The sequence below is a fragment of the Luteibacter sp. HAY1-4A genome (assembly GCF_056755355.1).
Map to the genome: position 1 here is coordinate 1 of NZ_JBNDHZ010000021.1, position 16535 is coordinate 16535.

Sequence of the window (16535 nt, forward strand, 5' to 3'; positions counted from 1 at the left end):
AGATGTGTATAAGAGACAGAGGCAGCATAGCCTTGAGTCCGGCGCTGGTCGCGAGCAGCGGCGAGATCTCCCGCATGATCGCCGCCTCGAACGAGTCGCCGAGCAGGCGGCGCTGGCTGAGAAACGCCTCGAAGCGGGCCAGTCCCTCGGCATCGGCGAGCGCGCCGTGGGTGGCCAGCTCAAGCAGCGCCGCTCGTAGATACCATAGGCTCGAGCGGCGGTTGGCTTTTTCCATTTCTGCCAGCGGATGAAGCGGCGCCAGGATCCTGGGCTCTGGCTCTGGCGCCTGCAGTTTGGAATCGAGAAGCGCGGCAGTGCCCAGCAACACGTCCATCGCCGCTTTCGCGGCCGGTACCAGCGCTGCATCCGGACGTCGTAACGCGTCCAGGACCTGCTGAGTGACCGCGCTGTTGTCCGAGGTCGCCGACAGCGTCGCCAGCCGTCGAATCGCCACGATGAACGCATGGGTGTGGACCGGCTCCACAACGGGCGCGGCGTCACGATCGCGATGCGCGTGGCGCAGCACGTGCTCGTAGACACCCGCCACGCGGCCTTCGCCCTCATCCGAGGCACTCTCGAACTGGCGCATCAGTTCTACATCGGCGAGGTCGGGGGCCGCCAGGAAAGCATCGGCCAAAGCCGCCTGTAGGTCATGGGCAATCTGGCGGATTTCGGAGTCGCGCTCAATCTCGACCAGAACGTCCAGCCGAGACAGGTGCCCCGCGAGAGGGCGCAAGAAGGGGCGGACCCAACGCTCGTTCCTGGTGATCAGCAGGCCCATGGCCCGGATGGTCACGCCCACCCGGAGTTGATCGCGGCGGTTGAGCAAGGCGAGCAGGCCTCGTTCGACGACCTCGGGAAAACGATCCGCCAATTGGGTCAGCGGATTCGGATCGCCGTCGTTGTGGTGGGGGCGACCAAACTCCGAACGTGGTGGCGTCGCGACGTACGCCAGGCCGATGACCGCCTCGGCGACATCAGCGACATCGATGTGGTTCAGTCGCTGCATCACCGTCGCGGCGGCGAGGTCGAGAGCATACCCCTGTCGCAGACATTTCATCGCGCAGCGGACCAGTCGAGGCTGGTCCGGCGTGTCGGCCAGAAGGGTCAGCCCGACCGCCTCCAACCAGTGGTCATCGCCTTCGAGGACCGAGAACAGGTATTCGGTCAGCGCTGGCACGAGCACTTCCGGTGCCAAGCGGGCGCTTTCGATCACGCGGGTGGCCGCCTGATCGTTGCGATCGGCATCGAGCCGGTCCAGATCGTCCATGAAGGTCTTGGCAAGGACCGGCAAAATCGTGCGCAGCTCGGCGCGGACGGCCGCGCGGGCACGCAGGGCCGCCTCCTTGACGCGTTGTGCTTCCTGCGCACGCAGCTGTGCGTCCTGGCGATCAGCGTCGCGTTGCGCGACCAGCATGGCGAGGTTGGGCAACCCGACCGGCACACGATGCGGGCAGCTCACGCAATTGGCGTCATGGAAGCGCACCGCGGATTCTTCCAGCAGCCAGGTTGCCATTCCCGAGGCCGCGGCGAAATCGCACAGCATGGCGTGGTGTCCGATGGGCAGGCCGGTTTGCATCTCGATCAGGCCGGTGCCACCAAACTTCTGCACGCGGGCATGACGGCACCAATTGTGGACTAGGTGTTTGGCGTACTGGTTGCGCTCGCCGTTCCGGATCGTGCGCTCGATATCCCGATCACGGCTCACCCAATCGCTCCTGTTAAAGATGCCTGTCGCCCTGACAGATTCTACCCGTTCCCGCACGGCGCAGCGCGGCGCGTTGCGACAGGGGGCGCCACTGGCCGAAAACGGGCATCAGGGCAGGGCGATTAGACGTCGTTATCGGGGGTAGGAGTGACCCATAACAAGTACTCTGCACCCGCAGGAAGCGTTCCTTTGCAGGGTTAAACGTCGTTCGGCGGCTCCGCTAGCGCGCGCCGTCAGTTTGTCAGTAAGCGTATGTAGAGGCCGCATCACGAGCAACCTGCGTCGATATGGTCCGGAATGGAGAAAGCTTAACTAGAGGGTGGTCCGGCACCGGGAGTATTCTGGGTAGGCGGTTGACGATGGCACTCGTGAGCACACCACGCTTATCCGGCAAGACCGCAGCCGCACTTCTTGAATTTCTTGCCAGAACCGCAAGGGCAGGGTTCATTGCGTCCGATCTTGACCGCGGCGGAAATCGGCTTACTCCTTTGGATTACCAGAGGATGCGTTCCCGGGCGACACGACGGTATCGGATTGGCCTTGATTTCCGCGATAAGCTGGCGCTGGTTCGCAAGGGTCATGCTGGCCCCGGGCGTCAGACCTGCCTCGTAAGCTTGAAGCCGCTCCATCTCCCGCTCGGCCTCTGAGTACAACCCGCAGTAGGCCAGAACGACGGCGTACTGCGCACGGACATCCAAGTGGCGATTCAGTAGTTGGTTGTCCACGACAACTGGCATGACGTACTTCTCAAGAACCTCACGTGCGCCCACGAAATCACGTCGTGCGACGAACTCGTCAGTGAGGTCTTGCCCGACACGTATGAGCGAGTCGATGGCGCCGGCCATGTCATAGAACTTCATGGCGTGGATTCGCGAGAAAGGCGTGAGCACGTTCAACTTGTCGGCCACCATCGCCTTGAGTTCGAGCGCATCGGCGAGTCGTTTGATGTCCGCGTGATCAAGTTCCGGGTTGTTGATGAGCGCCCAGAGCGCGGCTTGCTTCGCACCGAGAACCTGCTCGGGCCGAATGCCAAGAACCGCGAACGTCTCGTCGATCACCTGTTCGACGATCCCCATCGCGTCTTTGTAGCGCTGAAGGCGAAATAACGCTGCTGCCGCGTTGTAGAGGAAGACGCGCCGGTGGACAGGCTTGTTCGGCAATCGGCTGTCCAGCTCGATAATGGCGCGCCGAACCCCCTCCTCGTCACCTTGGTTCGCGAAATAGAGCATGCGCTTCATCAGGAAGGATAGAACTTCGTCCTCACCTAGCGCGCCACTATCGATCAGTTGCTCCATTGCCTCCAACCTCGGCGCCAGACGATCCACGTGCCCGAGCTTCATGTCCGAGAAGACAAGACCATCGAGAGCCCAGTACCGCTGACCCGGGTCCGATCCGACCTTGGCGACCAGCGCCTCTAAGCCGTGCCAAACCTCTACGGCAACGCCCATCTCGTGGAACATCTCTTCACCGATGAGGTCTACCAGCGTCTTGATGTCCCCAGTGGCCAGCAGCAGCCGCGTGTATAGCGAGAAGCGTGCAGCGTTGCGATCACGCTCGAACGCCTCGACCATCAGGTTCTTGAGGGCAACGCGAGCCCGTAACGCGACCTCTGCAGGCATGCTGGAGAGGTGCTGGCTCCCCACAACACGGATGGCGTCATGCAGTCGGATCTCCTTGTTGCCATAGATCTCCACTACCCCAGCCGCTCGCAATGCGCGGATCACGGCGGCAACCGCTGGTTCATTCATCTCTAGGGCCGCATCCAGCAGCTTGTTGATCTCGGTTGGCAGCATGCCAATATCGGACAGGCTCAGAACCGCGATCGTCTGTTGCGCGGCAAGGGGGAACGCGTCGAAAACCTTCGCCAAGATGACCTCTTGCGCGGTTTGGGTAAGGTTAGTCAACCCGTCGACGGCGTCGCACATCTGGTCGATGCGACCTGCATACTCTTCGCGTGCAATCGTGGTGGCACTCCTGACGAACAGAGGCATGCCAGCCGTCAGCGTCTTCAGACGCCCCATAATGGGCGCATCTCCGCGGCATCCCCATCCAACAGCCGCAGCCGCAACATCGTCGACACCCCACCCTTTGAGCGGCTCTCGTGTCACCCCCAGAAGGGCTTCGATCTCGGGCAACGTTCCAAGCGGCTGCGCCAGGAGCACGAACTTCAGCGCCGACGTGACATCGATCATACGTTTGAGGCTCTCAGCCGAAACACGATGCACGTTGTCCAGCACAACGATCGGTGAGAGTCCCTCGCGCTTGAAATAGATATCCAGCTGGCGCAGTGACTCGGTGCCAGTGGCGCCCGGTAACAAAATCTTCCGCGCGGCGTCCGAACCGGCGCCGGCCAACTTGGCAGCCAGCTCACGCACCAGCGATAGGGCGAGGGCTTCCCCCGGCGTCTCCGAGCAGTCGAAGTACGCGCAGTTGTGGCTGATAAAGGTGGCCGCCTGTGACGCCCATGCGGTCTTTCCCGCGCCTGAGAAGCCGGAAACGATCCGGACCCGGGAGCTCGAGTCGATTTGAGGTTCGTTCTCCTGGGGACGGTACTGCTCAGGCGGCGCAGGGAAGTCCTGCAGCTGAATCAGGATCTGGTCGAATAGCGACGGCAAATCGGCGAGCACGAAGGTGTGATCCGCATGGGGCGCCTCCCCGGCGGCCGCGACTTGGACGCGTCCAGCCAGTTTCCACACGAGGGAGTCAGGCGCTAGCATCGCGAGTGGCACTGTCGCGGCTTGATCGACGCACCATGAGATTGCCTCATCGATATCTGCCCAAGCTGGCGGAAGTTGACAAAGGTCGCCAGAACAAACGCGGCCTGGCCATAGGATTTCAACGTCGCCCGCCAGCTTTCCAGCCTCGACCTGCTCAATCAACGACGGTCCCAAGACCCGGTTGACCACCACTACGAACGTCGCTCGGCCCGGCCGCCGGCCCTGCACGTGCTCCTGCCGCAGCACGTCGAACCGTTCCAGAGCCGATTTGATATCCGCCGGCATGATTGCCTGGCTACGCGTCTTGACCTGGATGTAGGTTCGTCCTACCGATGTAATGAGTTCAATGTCTTCGTCACGCTCGACCATCACGGAAGTTGCGTCGATCTGCCCTGAAGTAAGAAGACACGCGGCGGCATATAAATGCTGATACAGGAAGCCTCGGTGCACCGCCTCAATGCGGATCTCTTGGGCTGGATCGAGTGTTTGCGTATGGGTCATATGAGCAAGGGGAATTGGTTTTTGGCCTCTCGGGCTGCTTTCGCCAGCGACAGCTGATCGCCCCGTTTGGGATGTAATACCCATCCTGGCCACTGATAGCGGCGGAACGAGCATACAAGTGATTCTGGGGCCTACCTGCGGACACCGAAGCGATGCGATCAAGGGCCACCTCCCTGGTGGCGGTTCTACTTTATATTATGCAGCCTCAAATCAAAGATAGCGCGGGACAATGATTCAGCGCCTTACCAAGGGGGCCAGCGGATGGTAGGACAACGATTGACAGGCGCGGCCGCGCAGGCCGAGGTTATGCGGGCGCTTTCCCTCTCGCGAAACGCCATCGAATCGTCTCTGGCACCCTTCGAGCCGAGAAGCACATTCGAGGTCTGGTTCTCGACCTTCCGCGGTATCGAAGAGCTGATCAACCTGCCGGTAGAAATGTGTGGCGAGCCGCTCCTCGAAGAGATTGTGGACTTGGCCCTGCTTGACGTGAGCTGCGTGATCCAGGCATTGTTATCCATCAAAGCAGGACTGGAGTCGCGCTTCTCCCGATTGGTAGCACAGCGGCTGGTGAAAACGCTCATGCAGCTGCACGCAATCGCAGCATCGTTTGCGACAAATCAGCTGCCTGCAGCTGGAGAAATGGCAACCGTCGGCGCGGCCATCGGCTACCTGCAATCCCGCCGAAGGCATCTGCTGGCTCTCCTTCACACCATTCCTGGTGTCTGCCGGGGAAGTAAGCGACTGCACGAGCTGGACGGCCTCAACCAGTTCCTCTACCTCATCGAGACCGCCTGTCTGGGAACAACGTCGATGCATCACAACCTGATGCTGGCCCAGGTGTACCCTGACTTCGCCTTAGACGTCGACGAGGTGGGGATCTTGGCAAGCCACAGCTTCAACGGGCTGGACTCGTTGTCTCTGGAGCCCGAGCGAACAGCTATCACCGAAATGACCGATATCGATTTCAGTGGGGTGAAGCGTGTTTCAGTGAACCGCCGACTGATTTTTTCCAAGGCCGCGCTGGAGAACGATCTCGCGTTAATCGCCGCGGCGTACATGGAGTTCAACCTCCACGAGACGTCATATGGTCAGTTGGCCGCGTTCATTCGCAGTATGCTCCCTATCGTTGATAACGAGTATTTCGTTCGGCTGACAGTTAGGCGATTCGACGAGTTGTGTTCCGAACAGAAGATTCCCGAGACCCTCGAAAAGGCGCTAATTGTTGAAGGCGCCGACTACATCGACAACACCAGTACCTACGCGCCGTTCACGCGAGTCGGTGGCGACCTGATCACTTCGATTACCCTGCTCACTCGATTTGCAAACCACTGGAAGAATGTTTGTCTGAACCGAGTTCGTCGATACCAGATACGCTCCGGATTCATCTTCGAGAATTCGGTCAAAGCAGCGCTGCGGGCTCAAGGGTTCGACGTCACGGAGATCAAGAGAGTGGGGCGCGCGGAGTTCGATGTCGTTGCGAAGCTCGGCGGCGTGATCTACAACGTTCAGTGCAAGAACAACCTCGTCAACTTGAATCGGATCGAGTTCGACGTACGAAGGTTCGTTCGCTACAACCGCTACCTCGACCTGGCCTACAGGAAGGCCCTCGAGAAAGAGCGCGCGCGAGCAAACACTTTTGGCGGAGTTGGGCCTGACCGAAATTAAGCACTTCGTTGTGAGCCGCTTTCCCATCGCAACGCAGAACCCCTACGTATTGGCGTTCGGCGACATCTCACAGTTCAGGGCCATTGCGGTCGGCACGTAAGGTCGATGGCTGGTGCCATCAGTCCTCTGGCGAGTAGCTCGGGTTCTTTCAGTCGATGGAGCCGGGGTGTCTGTACCACGTCGCGATACTGAACGACTTTTGGGACTGGAAGCAGACAGCGCAGAGGCAGGGGATTAGGCTTTGTGATCGCGGCTATCTATCTCGTCCAAGCGAGGGTGACTTTAAGGCCTTAGCGCACTAGCATACCGTCATCAAAGGCCGTACTTGCGCTTCCGATTCTTAAAGGCAGGTTCGGTGCCTTCAAGAATTTCAACGACGGTGCTCTTGATCACCGGCGACTCGATACCGCCAGAGACGTAGCTGAAAGTATTCGTCGCCTTGTCGCAGGTCGCGTAAATGATTTGCTCGGCGTCGCAGACCACGGCCAAGTTCGGATTGTGCGTCACCATGATGACCTGGCGCCGCTGCTTGGCCGCCTTGATGCACTTAACAAGCACCTTGAAGATGGTCTGGTTGTCCAGGTTCTCCTCGGGCTGGTCGATGATGATCGGGATGTCGTCTTTGTCTACGAGCAAGTAGAAGACGAGCAAGAGTAGGCCACGCTCGCCGGGCGAGAGCTGACTGATCTCTTGCTGATCGAACGTCAACGAATACCTCGGCGCCAAATAGCTCATGCCGTAGAGGTAGTCGAGAATGTCTTGGGGCTCACCGCCCTTGCGGAGCTGATCGATGATCCGGGTCTCGCGGCCGGCACCGGATTCGCGTCGATCGAAGTGCAGCATGTCGTCGATGGTCTCGAGGAATTTCAGGGTCGAGTCCACGTCTCCGAAGTTGACCTCTTTGAGCAGCCCGCGCACGAGTTGGTTGCTCTCGTCCACCCCTGAGAAGCTACCACGCGATTGCCGATTGATGCGGGAGAAGAACTGCTCCTGGAAGTTCGACTCTTCGATGCGCACGTTGAAGTCCAGCGGCAGGTGCATCTCCATCTGGGCAGCGGACTTGACGAACTGCTGCACCGGCTCATACAGACGGCGGTATTCCTCGACGGTCTTACCGATCTGCTCATGGACCGCCCTGGTCAGCTCCACCCGGCTCGCGCGTAGGGCCGCGAGCTTGACGGGCAGGGTGCCTAAGGACTCGATCTCGGCCTTGAACCACTCGATCGACTGCGGCTTATCCTTGTTTCCAACAAGCACTTCCTTGGCACGCTCCCACTTGGCGACCTGATCCTTGAAGAGGATGAACAAGCGCTGCTTCTCGCCGAGCTTGCTCTTGATTTCAGCCATCGTCGCCTCGGTCGCCTCGCGACGCTTGGAGAGGCCCGTGGGCTCTTGATTGGCGAGTGCAGCGTCCACGCCGGCAATCGACTCTTTGGCAGATTTGGTCAGCGCGTCGAGTTTCGTGGTGTCGATCTTCAACTCGACCACCTCAGAGGCCTTCAAGTCCGGGCCAACCTCGGCCAGCATGGGAACCAGCTCCGCCAAAAATTGATCGTGGGCCTTCTTGTGGTTGGTGACAGCCTGGGAAATTCGGCTCAGGACAGCTTGACGCTTGGCCTCGGCGGCCTTCTTGTCGCGAAGCAGCTTCTCTTCTTCTAGCAGCTTTTTGAGGTCGTCCTCGAGCGCCTGAATCTTTTCGGTGGCGGCCTTCGATTCTTCCTGTGCTGTCTCCGACTCTGTGGGGTCTTCCACCGAGGTGGGCTTCGAGGCCACGAGGGAGTTGAATTCGGCGACCTTGGCGTCGAGCTGCTCTTGCAGCGACTGTTTGAACTCCGGCGTGAGCCGACGCTCGGCCTGCAAAATTTCGGCGTTGGTCTTCGAAATTTCCTTGATGACCTGCTCCCGTGCGCTGTCAATCTCTGCGACCTTAAAATCGAGCAGTTCGTTCATGGAGGTGTAGCCCAGTCGAGCCTCTTCCGGGACGTGCGTGTAGATGATCTTGCGCAACTCGGTGTCGAAGGTCGCCGAGCCGCCGTCGCCGAGCTCGTTGCACAACGTCTCAAGGTAGCTCTGCGGCAAGTACTTCACCCGCTCCACGCTGGTCTCGGAAGGATCTTGGTCGAGCGAACGCTCAGATTCGGTGCCGTCGTGCCAGCTCAGCGCGCCGAGGAAGTGCTGAGCGAGCCTGCTCCTTGGATTTCGAAAGCGCGTGTCTTTGAGGAACGAGAAGCTCCTGAAATTCTTGGTGTCGCCAGCCAACGCGGCGATGTCGGCCATTGCGCTCTTACCGCTTCCCTTGTTCCCGATGATGGCGACCAAATCGTGGCTAAGCGGCATGTCTACGTTGAACCAAGTATCTGCCAGCGTGGAGCCGGCCTTACGGCCGATGCGGATTTTGGAGGCGTATTTGGTGCGGTTGGCCTCGACAAGCAGGCGCTTGGGCGGCGTGTCGCCGATGAACACGCGGTCCTCGAATTCGGTGGTGGCTTGGACGAGGCCGTCGAAGGTAGCATCGGCCTTGATCCAGGTGAAACAGTTGCCGACGCGGTCCTTGTTCTCCGAGCTGCTAGGCGTGTGTGCGTCGGAGCAGTCGAGCAGCGTAGCTTTCACGTTGGACTCTAAGAGCTTCTTACGCGCCGCGTCGTATGCGGCCGGATTGGCGGAGGCAGTGAAAACCAAGTCGGCCTGATTAATGATGTTGCGCTTCTCGGCGATGGACTGATCATCCCATTTGAGGTTGTCCCATTCCGTCTTGCCTACCGCGATAAGGTATTTCCCGGCGAAGTAGTGCTTGTCGAGCGCCTCGAGAACCTTCTCCAGGCTCACGCATAAGTTGTTGAAGCCCTCCTGCAGGTGCGGGGCATAGTCCGCTCGTTTGTCAACCGGCGCCGACTCTACAATCATCTTCCCGAGTTCGGACAAGCTGTCACGGGTGATGACGCCTTTCCACTTTCCGTTCCAGTCGCTGGAGTCGGGGATCAGCTGGTAACTCGGGGTAAGCGAATTTAGGAATTGCTGCTGGATGACCTCAGGGTCCATCGCGTCGAAGATGACGTGCAGGTTGATGCGGTTCCAGCCGGACTGCGAGTAGGTGCCGTCCTTCTCCTTCTTGACCACCCCAGCAAATTTGTCCAAGCGCAGCTCGATGACGGGTAACAGCAGGTCGATGTTTTTGAGACGACCTTGCTCGAGCTTGGCTTTGCGCGCTCGCTCGTAGCCATCAATGAAGATGTAGTCATTGATGCCGATGACCTTGAATTCAGGCGGCAGGGCCTCGAGGTCTTGAAGGAAAGCTTCCCACGCATCGTCTTGGCTGGCGCCGGGGTAGCTGTGGACAACCGACGACGGCGTGTGAACGTGCAAGTCCCACTTTTTCCAAGTCGAGCCGGTAGGATCATTCGTCATTGTCGTCCCCTGAACTGTTGGCCGATGCAAACCGTGGCTTCTTCCTACCGCAGGCGTTTCTTCTTCAAGGTGCCAGCGTTAACTGATAGTAACTTCATGAGCCTAACCAATAGGCCTCCGTGTCGCGACGGTGTTTCGCTGCTACCCGATGCGGGCCGCTCTGGGCATCGCAATCTGCGTCGGCTCGTGGCCCAAGCGAAACGCGACGACGTACAGCACGGCCGCGGTCCGGGGCTCGCCGCCGGCAGCCGCTGGGGCAAACCGTACTTTACGGCTACCGTGGCAAAGCGAAATGCCTAAGGCAAGCAAAGCGTCGATGTGGCGTTGCAGGTCCTCGTACACGTTCAGCTTTTGCGCTTCCGAGTACAGATCGGAGCAGTCGCGGTATTCCCGATAGAAAAAGTTGACATAATATACATTATGCGCGCATGTATACGTGCGTAGGGACTATCGGCCGCACCTGTCGAAACCTAGTTAATTCTCTCCGCACCGTCTTAATGGCCATTGGCACCGTCCCGCGGCGCGCATTCGCGCTGATCCTCCATGATTCGACGCTGCCGGCGACAACCCGCGTAAGCGAATGGCACCCGCCGGCATTTGTCAGGCGAGGCTCGGCTCACGACGGACTGGAGCGTTGAGAGAGATTGATCATGCCGGCCATCGGCAGGTCACTGAAACAAAGTGTAGGAACGTCCAATTCAGGCTACACGGAGTCTGATAATAGTTAGGAATAGATTCTAGATACGTTCAAACAAGCGCCAGGGGCACGCATCACCGCGACACTCGTACTCCCCATGCAGGGAGCGAAACTTCCGGAGAACGTTCGATGGACAGGCCCAAGCTCGACCGCAGGCAATTCCTCCTGGGAAGTGCCGTTGCCGCCACTGCCGGTGTCGCCGGCGCCCTGGGGGCGAAGATCCACGACGGCGAGTTGGGTGCACCGCCTCGAACTTACCAGGGAGGGATGCCATGGCAAGAGGGCCTGGCCGATGCACCGCCGGGTGTATCCGGCACCGACTTCAAGTTCTTCACGCCGGTCGAACGGGAGTTTATCGAGGCCGCCGTGGGCCGCTTGATTCCCAACGACGAAGTGGGCCCCGGCGCCGTCGAAGCCAACGTGCCGTTCTTCATCGACCGGCAGTTGGCAGGGCCCTTCGGCCGTGGGGATCACTATTACCTCGGCGGCCCATGGGCCAAGGGTGCGCCCGAGCAGGGTTACCAGAGTCGGTTTTCGCCTGCGCAGATGTATCGCGCGGCGATCGGCGCCATCAACAAGTACGCGCACACCAACCATAACGGCGCGGACTTCGCCAAGTTGTCCGACGACGAGCGGGACGCGCTGCTCAAGGACCTGGAAGCGGGCAAGGTGCAACTGGAAGACGGTGTTGATGCCAAGGCCTTCTTCACCATGCTGCTGCAGAACACCAAGGAGGGATATTTCTCCGATCCTATCTACGGCGGCAACAAGGACATGGGCGCCTGGAAGATGATCGGCTTTCCCGGCGCGCATTACGACTATCGTGAATGGGTCAGCCGCCATGGCGAGCCGGTGCCCTTCCCGCCCGTAGGTTTCAAGGGCCGTCCTGGGTGGAATTCGGAGACCTGAGCATGGCAACCACTCTCAAACCCGTCGATGCGGTGATCGTCGGCTTCGGCTGGACAGGCGCCATCATGGGCCAGCAGCTGGCTGATGCCGGGCTTGAAGTGCTCGCGCTCGAACGCGGGCCCTGGCGCGACACTCCTACCGATTTCGCCACCGGCTTCGCGCAGGACGAATTGCGCTACATGTGGCGGCACCACTTGTTTCAGAACGTAGCCGACGACACGCTCACCATTCGCAACAACACCAGCCAGACGGCACTACCGATGCGCCACTTGGGTTCGTTCCTGCTGGGAACGGGCGTAGGCAGTGGCGGGGTGCACTGGAACGGACAGATCTGGCGGTTCCTGCCATCGGACTTCTTGACCAAAAGCCACAACGAGCAGCGCTACGGCAAGAAGTCCGTCACCGACTACGACCTCACCGTGCAGGATTGGGGCGTGACGTACGAAGACCTCGAACCGCACTACAACACGTTCGACGTTCTCTGCGGTACCAGCGGTAAGGCTGGCAACCTCAATGGCCAGATCCAGCCAGGCGGCAACCCGTTCGAGGGCCCCCGCTCCGCGGAATATCCCACGCCGCCGATGCCCCAGACGTATGGGCCGACGTTGTTCGGCAAGGCAGCGGCCGAACTCGGACGACATCCATTCCCCCACCCCACGGGTAACCTGAGCCAGCCCTATGTGAACAATTTCGGTGCGCAGTTGGGTGCGTGTACCTATTGTGGCTTCTGCGAGAAATTCGGCTGCGGCAATTATTCCAAGGCCAGCCCGCAGACCACCCTGCTGCCCTACCTGATGGCCAAACCCAACTTCACCCTGCGCACGGAGAGCGAGGTGCTGAAAGTGGAACTGTCGCCGGACCAGAAGCGAGCCACCGGCGTTACGTACGTGAACAGTGCCGGCGAGGAGTTCTTTCAGCCCGCGGACATCGTGATCCTGTCGTCATACATCCTGCAGAACGTGCGTCTACTGCTGCTGTCAGGCATCGGCACGCCGTACGATCCGGTCACCGGCAAGGGCGTAGTGGGAAAGAATTACGCCTACCAGACAATGTCGTCGGTAAATGTGTTCTTCGACGACAAGCTGATCAATCCCTTCATCGGTGCCGGTGCGCTGGCCACGGTGGTGGATGATTTCAACGGCGACAACTTCGATCATTCGGGGTTGGGTTTCATCGGCGGCGCCTATATCGCCGGCATGATCACAGGCGGTCGCCCCATTGAGATGATCTACACCCCACAGGGCACGCCTGCGTGGGGCAAAGCCTGGAAACATGCAGCGGCCAAGAATTACCTGCGCTCCTTCAACCTCAGCGTGCATGGCTCGTGCATGAGCCATCGCGGCAACTACCTGGACCTGGATCCAACCTACCGCGACATCCATGGCCGGCCGATGTTGCGCATGACGTTCGATTTCACCGACAACGAACACAAGATGTCCGACTACCTTACCGATCGGGCTGCGGAAATCGCCAGGGCCATGAACCCGCGCGAGATCAAGCTGAACCGACGTACCGGTTCATGGAGCGTGGTGCCCTACCAGACCACGCACAATACGGGCGGAGCGATCATGGGCGATAGCCCGGCCAACAGCGTGGTGAACAAATACCTGCAAAGCTGGGACGTGCCCAATGTGTTCTCGATGGGCGCGGGGGCTTTTCCGCAGAACGCAGGCTACAACCCCACGGGCACCGTGGCCGCGCTGGCGTACTACTCGGCACAGGCGATCGTGCAGCAATACCTGAAGGACCCTGGCCCCCTGGTACAGGCGTAGATGTCATGCGAACCCTTATCCGCATCGTACTGGTACTGATCGTGCTGGGCATCGTTGGCGGCGCATTCATGCTGTGGAACCTTGGCCGTGCCGCAGCGCTGCCCTCAGGGCCCGTCACCTCCGTGGCGGCCGCGAAGATCATCACCCAACCCATCGCCGACGGGCCCAACGCCGAACAGTTGCGGCGCGGGCAGTACCTGGTGCGCATGGGCGACTGCCTGTCATGCCACCTACGCGCGGGAGGTGAGCCATTCGCAGGCGGGCTGGGCCTGAACACGCCCTTTGGCGTGATCTACTCCTCGAACATCACCTCCGACCCCACCAATGGCATCGGCAACTGGACGCCGGACCAGTTCTACAAAGCCATGCACGACGGCATCGGCGGGCGTGGGCAGCATCTGTATCCGGCCTTCCCTTACCCGTGGTTTCGCAACCTCGAGCGCGCCGATGACGACGCCTTGCTTGCCTATCTCAAGACAACGAAGCCGGTGGCTTACAAGCCTCCCGAAAACGATCTTATCTTTCCCATGAATATCAGGTTCATGGTGTCGTTCTGGAACGTAGTTTCCTTGCGCGACGCACCCAAGTCGCAAGCTCCCGCCGGCGCACCGCCTGACTGGAGCCGAGGCGAGATCCTTGTGCGCGGTGCCGGACACTGCAGCGCATGCCACACCGCGCGCAACATGCTGGGCGCCGACAAGAAGGGACATGATCTCGAGGGTGGCGTGCTCGATGCCTTCGTGGCCCCGGACCTCACCGGGAACCAGCGCACCGGCCTTGGACGCTGGAGCGTGGACGATATCACCGAGTACCTGAAGACGGGTCGTAACGAGCATTCGTCTGCCGGCGGCCCGATGGGTGACGTGGTGACTTATTCAACCTCGTTGATCACCGATGAAGACCGCCACGCCATTGCGGTGTACCTCAAATCGCTTCCCGCGAGCCCGGATGTCGACGTCGCACCCGCCGGTGGGGCGTCGATGAAGCGCGGCGCAGCGATATTCTCCGACGCATGCACTGCCTGCCACCTAGAGAACGCCGTCGGCCAGAAGACCTTCTTCCCGCCGCTGGGTAACAACGCCGTGGTCCAGCAGAACGACCCCACTGGCGTGCTGCATATCATCCTGGCCGGCATGCGCGTTGGGCCATCGCCAACCCGTCCCTCGCCGCTCACGATGCCCAGCTTCGCCTGGAAGCTCACAGACCAGCAGGTAGCGGACGTAACGACCTACGTGCGCAATAGCTGGGGCAACCGCGGATCGCCTGTGAAGGCGCATCAGGTGGCCGAGCTGCGTAAGAAACTCGATCTGGTTAACGTGCGGCTTACCGACAACTCAGGCGACCAGCCATGATCGCCGCCCATCCCCGTGACATCATTCGCCGGATGTCCTCGCCGGCATGGAGCACGCCGTGAAACGCTTCCGTTCGATCGTCCTTGCAGCCGTCGTCTTCACTCCGGCGATGCCGTTACTCGCCTTGGCACAAGCCACTGCACCAGCATCGTCCAGCGCACAACCGGCGCCCATCCGCGCATTACTCGAAACCCGGGATGTCGCGGGTGTGCCGAGTAAGCAGCTGGTGCTCGGCACGGTGAAAATGCCGCCCGGCGCCGTAGCGTCCTGGCACACCCACCCGGGCGACGAAGCCGGCTACGTGCTCAGCGGGACCTTGATCCTGAAACAGAAGGGCCAACCCGACCGCACCCTGCATGCCGGCGATCACTTCTTCAATCCCAGCGGCATGGTGCACGAACTGTTGGCCGGCCCCGGCGACGAGGGCGGCAGCGAGGTTTCCACCTGGGTGGTGGACAAAGGCAAGCCCATGGCGACGCCTGCGTCGCAGCCTTGAATCAAAAGCTATGCCCAAGGTCACCGCGCCGACTCGCTGTCGATGAGCCGGCCTGCGGCCTACCCTCTTTCGGCTGTTCCTTCCCCTTGACAATGAAGGTAAGGGCTATTTATCCGGAAAGCCCACCACGATGCCATCGAGCGGCAACTGCGCCTGGCGCTCGCTCGGCGGTGCCGCCTTCCATGGATCGCCCTGTCCGAAAAGCTGCGCCTCGCTTTCCTCGCCATAGAGATCGATCCGATCGAAGACATACGGAATGCCTTCCGAACCCTGGAACTCTGGAGCGTTCGCCAACTGGAAATGCAGGTGCGGCGCGGCGGAGTTGCCCGACTGTCCCAATCGTCCGATCACCTGGCCACGGCGCACGTGGTCGCCCTTCTTCACCCGCACGCTGCCCTTGGCAAGATGGGCGTAACCGGCGTACTGCCCGGGCCCTATCGACAACACCACGTAGTTGCCGAACAGGCCGTCGGTGGTGAGCGAGGCCGGTTCCGGCTGCGGCTTCAGCGGCGCATGCTCTTCCTCGCCGTCCCTAGCGCCGGCGACAACGCCATCCGCGACGGCGATGACCTCCGCGCCGTAGCCGATCCAGTCCGCATACCGTGTCGCTTGCAGGTCCTTCACGCTCGGTTTGATCGCGCGTCCCGACGCATCCACGCCGACGAAATCGATCGCGTAGCGCTGGGGTACGGTCAGGCTGCCGTTGACCGCGACCATGCTGCCCCAGTGATGCGAGCGGAATGCGCCCGGACCTTCATGGGCCAGCCAATGGCCACCACGAAGGGGCGCACCGATCACCGGTACCGCCGCCGGCGACACCGCTACATCGACACCGTTCACCACATAGACGTGGCCATTCGCCGTCATGTCCACATGGTGCCGCAGATGTTTCGGCACCGGCGTTCCCGCGGGCAGCGTGAGCCACAGATAGACGATACCGCTCTTGCCGGAATCGATGACGGCAGAGGTACCTTCTTTCGGTACGGGCTTGGTTACGGCGGCCAGTCCCGCGCCGTCCAGGTGTAACAAGGGCTGGCTCGAATCGTCCGCGAAGACGTCCAGGTCGTCGAGGGTCAACGGGCCGGTGTCGCCATAGAAATTGGTCAGGTGCAGTTCGTAGGCGAAGTGCCTCTCGCCGTCACTGCCAGTGAACACGGTGGGTGCCCACGGCACCCTCGCCTCGACCGGGGCCGGATCGGGCACCGTCCGCGCGTGAAGGCCGGTACCCATCGTCGCTGTCACGCCTGCCACCCATATCCATGCGCGCATTCCCTTCCCCCGTGATGACCGAGCCCGACAGTAACGGCTTGACT

General features: G+C 60.7%; 9 protein-coding genes. 5 read left to right on the forward strand and 4 right to left on the reverse strand.

Features of this window, described 5'->3' with window-relative positions; all coding sequences use genetic code 11:
• On the reverse strand, nucleotides 1–1708 hold a 1708-nt coding region (locus ACPYOD_RS08960), incomplete at its 3' end, for a hypothetical protein (RefSeq protein ID WP_481301393.1).
• Nucleotides 1709–2091: 383 nt separating this feature from the next.
• On the reverse strand, nucleotides 2092–4926 hold the full coding sequence (locus tag ACPYOD_RS08965; RefSeq protein WP_481301394.1) for an SEC-C metal-binding domain-containing protein: 2835 nt from the start codon (nucleotides 4924–4926) through the stop codon (nucleotides 2092–2094).
• A 276-nt stretch (nucleotides 4927–5202) separates the two neighbouring features.
• Here ACPYOD_RS08965 and ACPYOD_RS08970 point away from each other — a divergent pair, with 276 nt between their 5' ends.
• A complete protein-coding gene (locus ACPYOD_RS08970; RefSeq protein WP_481301395.1) occupies nucleotides 5203–6591 on the forward strand; it encodes a hypothetical protein in 1389 nt (462 codons plus the stop codon).
• A 312-nt stretch (nucleotides 6592–6903) separates the two neighbouring features.
• Here ACPYOD_RS08970 and ACPYOD_RS08975 read toward each other — a convergent pair whose 3' ends face one another.
• Nucleotides 6904–9996 (reverse strand): TrlF family AAA-like ATPase, encoded by a 3093-nt coding sequence (locus ACPYOD_RS08975; protein WP_481301396.1) that lies wholly within the window; start codon nucleotides 9994–9996, stop codon nucleotides 6904–6906.
• An 826-nt stretch (nucleotides 9997–10822) separates the two neighbouring features.
• On the opposite strand from ACPYOD_RS08975, the gene ACPYOD_RS08980 reads away from it, so the two are divergent.
• From ACPYOD_RS08980 to ACPYOD_RS08995, 4 genes are read left to right on the forward strand one after another with little or no spacing between them, the layout of a single operon-like run.
• Entirely contained in the window at nucleotides 10823–11602 is a 780-nt protein-coding gene (locus tag ACPYOD_RS08980; protein WP_481301397.1) for a gluconate 2-dehydrogenase subunit 3 family protein, read from the forward strand.
• A gap of 2 nt (nucleotides 11603–11604) precedes the next feature.
• Nucleotides 11605–13374 (forward strand): GMC family oxidoreductase, encoded by a 1770-nt coding sequence (locus tag ACPYOD_RS08985; RefSeq protein WP_481301398.1) that lies wholly within the window; start codon nucleotides 11605–11607, stop codon nucleotides 13372–13374.
• Between the two features lie 5 nt (nucleotides 13375–13379).
• Nucleotides 13380–14726 (forward strand): c-type cytochrome, encoded by a 1347-nt coding sequence (locus tag ACPYOD_RS08990; RefSeq protein WP_481301399.1) that lies wholly within the window; start codon nucleotides 13380–13382, stop codon nucleotides 14724–14726.
• Nucleotides 14727–14784: 58 nt separating this feature from the next.
• Nucleotides 14785–15222 carry a cupin domain-containing protein gene (locus ACPYOD_RS08995; protein ID WP_481301400.1) on the forward strand — a complete coding sequence of 146 codons (438 nt, stop codon included), beginning with the start codon at nucleotides 14785–14787 and terminating at the stop codon, nucleotides 15220–15222.
• Nucleotides 15223–15327: 105 nt separating this feature from the next.
• On the opposite strand, the gene ACPYOD_RS09000 is transcribed toward ACPYOD_RS08995, so the two are convergent.
• On the reverse strand, nucleotides 15328–16491 hold the full coding sequence (locus ACPYOD_RS09000; RefSeq protein WP_481301401.1) for a M23 family metallopeptidase: 1164 nt from the start codon (nucleotides 16489–16491) through the stop codon (nucleotides 15328–15330).
• Nucleotides 16492–16535 lie beyond the last annotated feature (44 nt).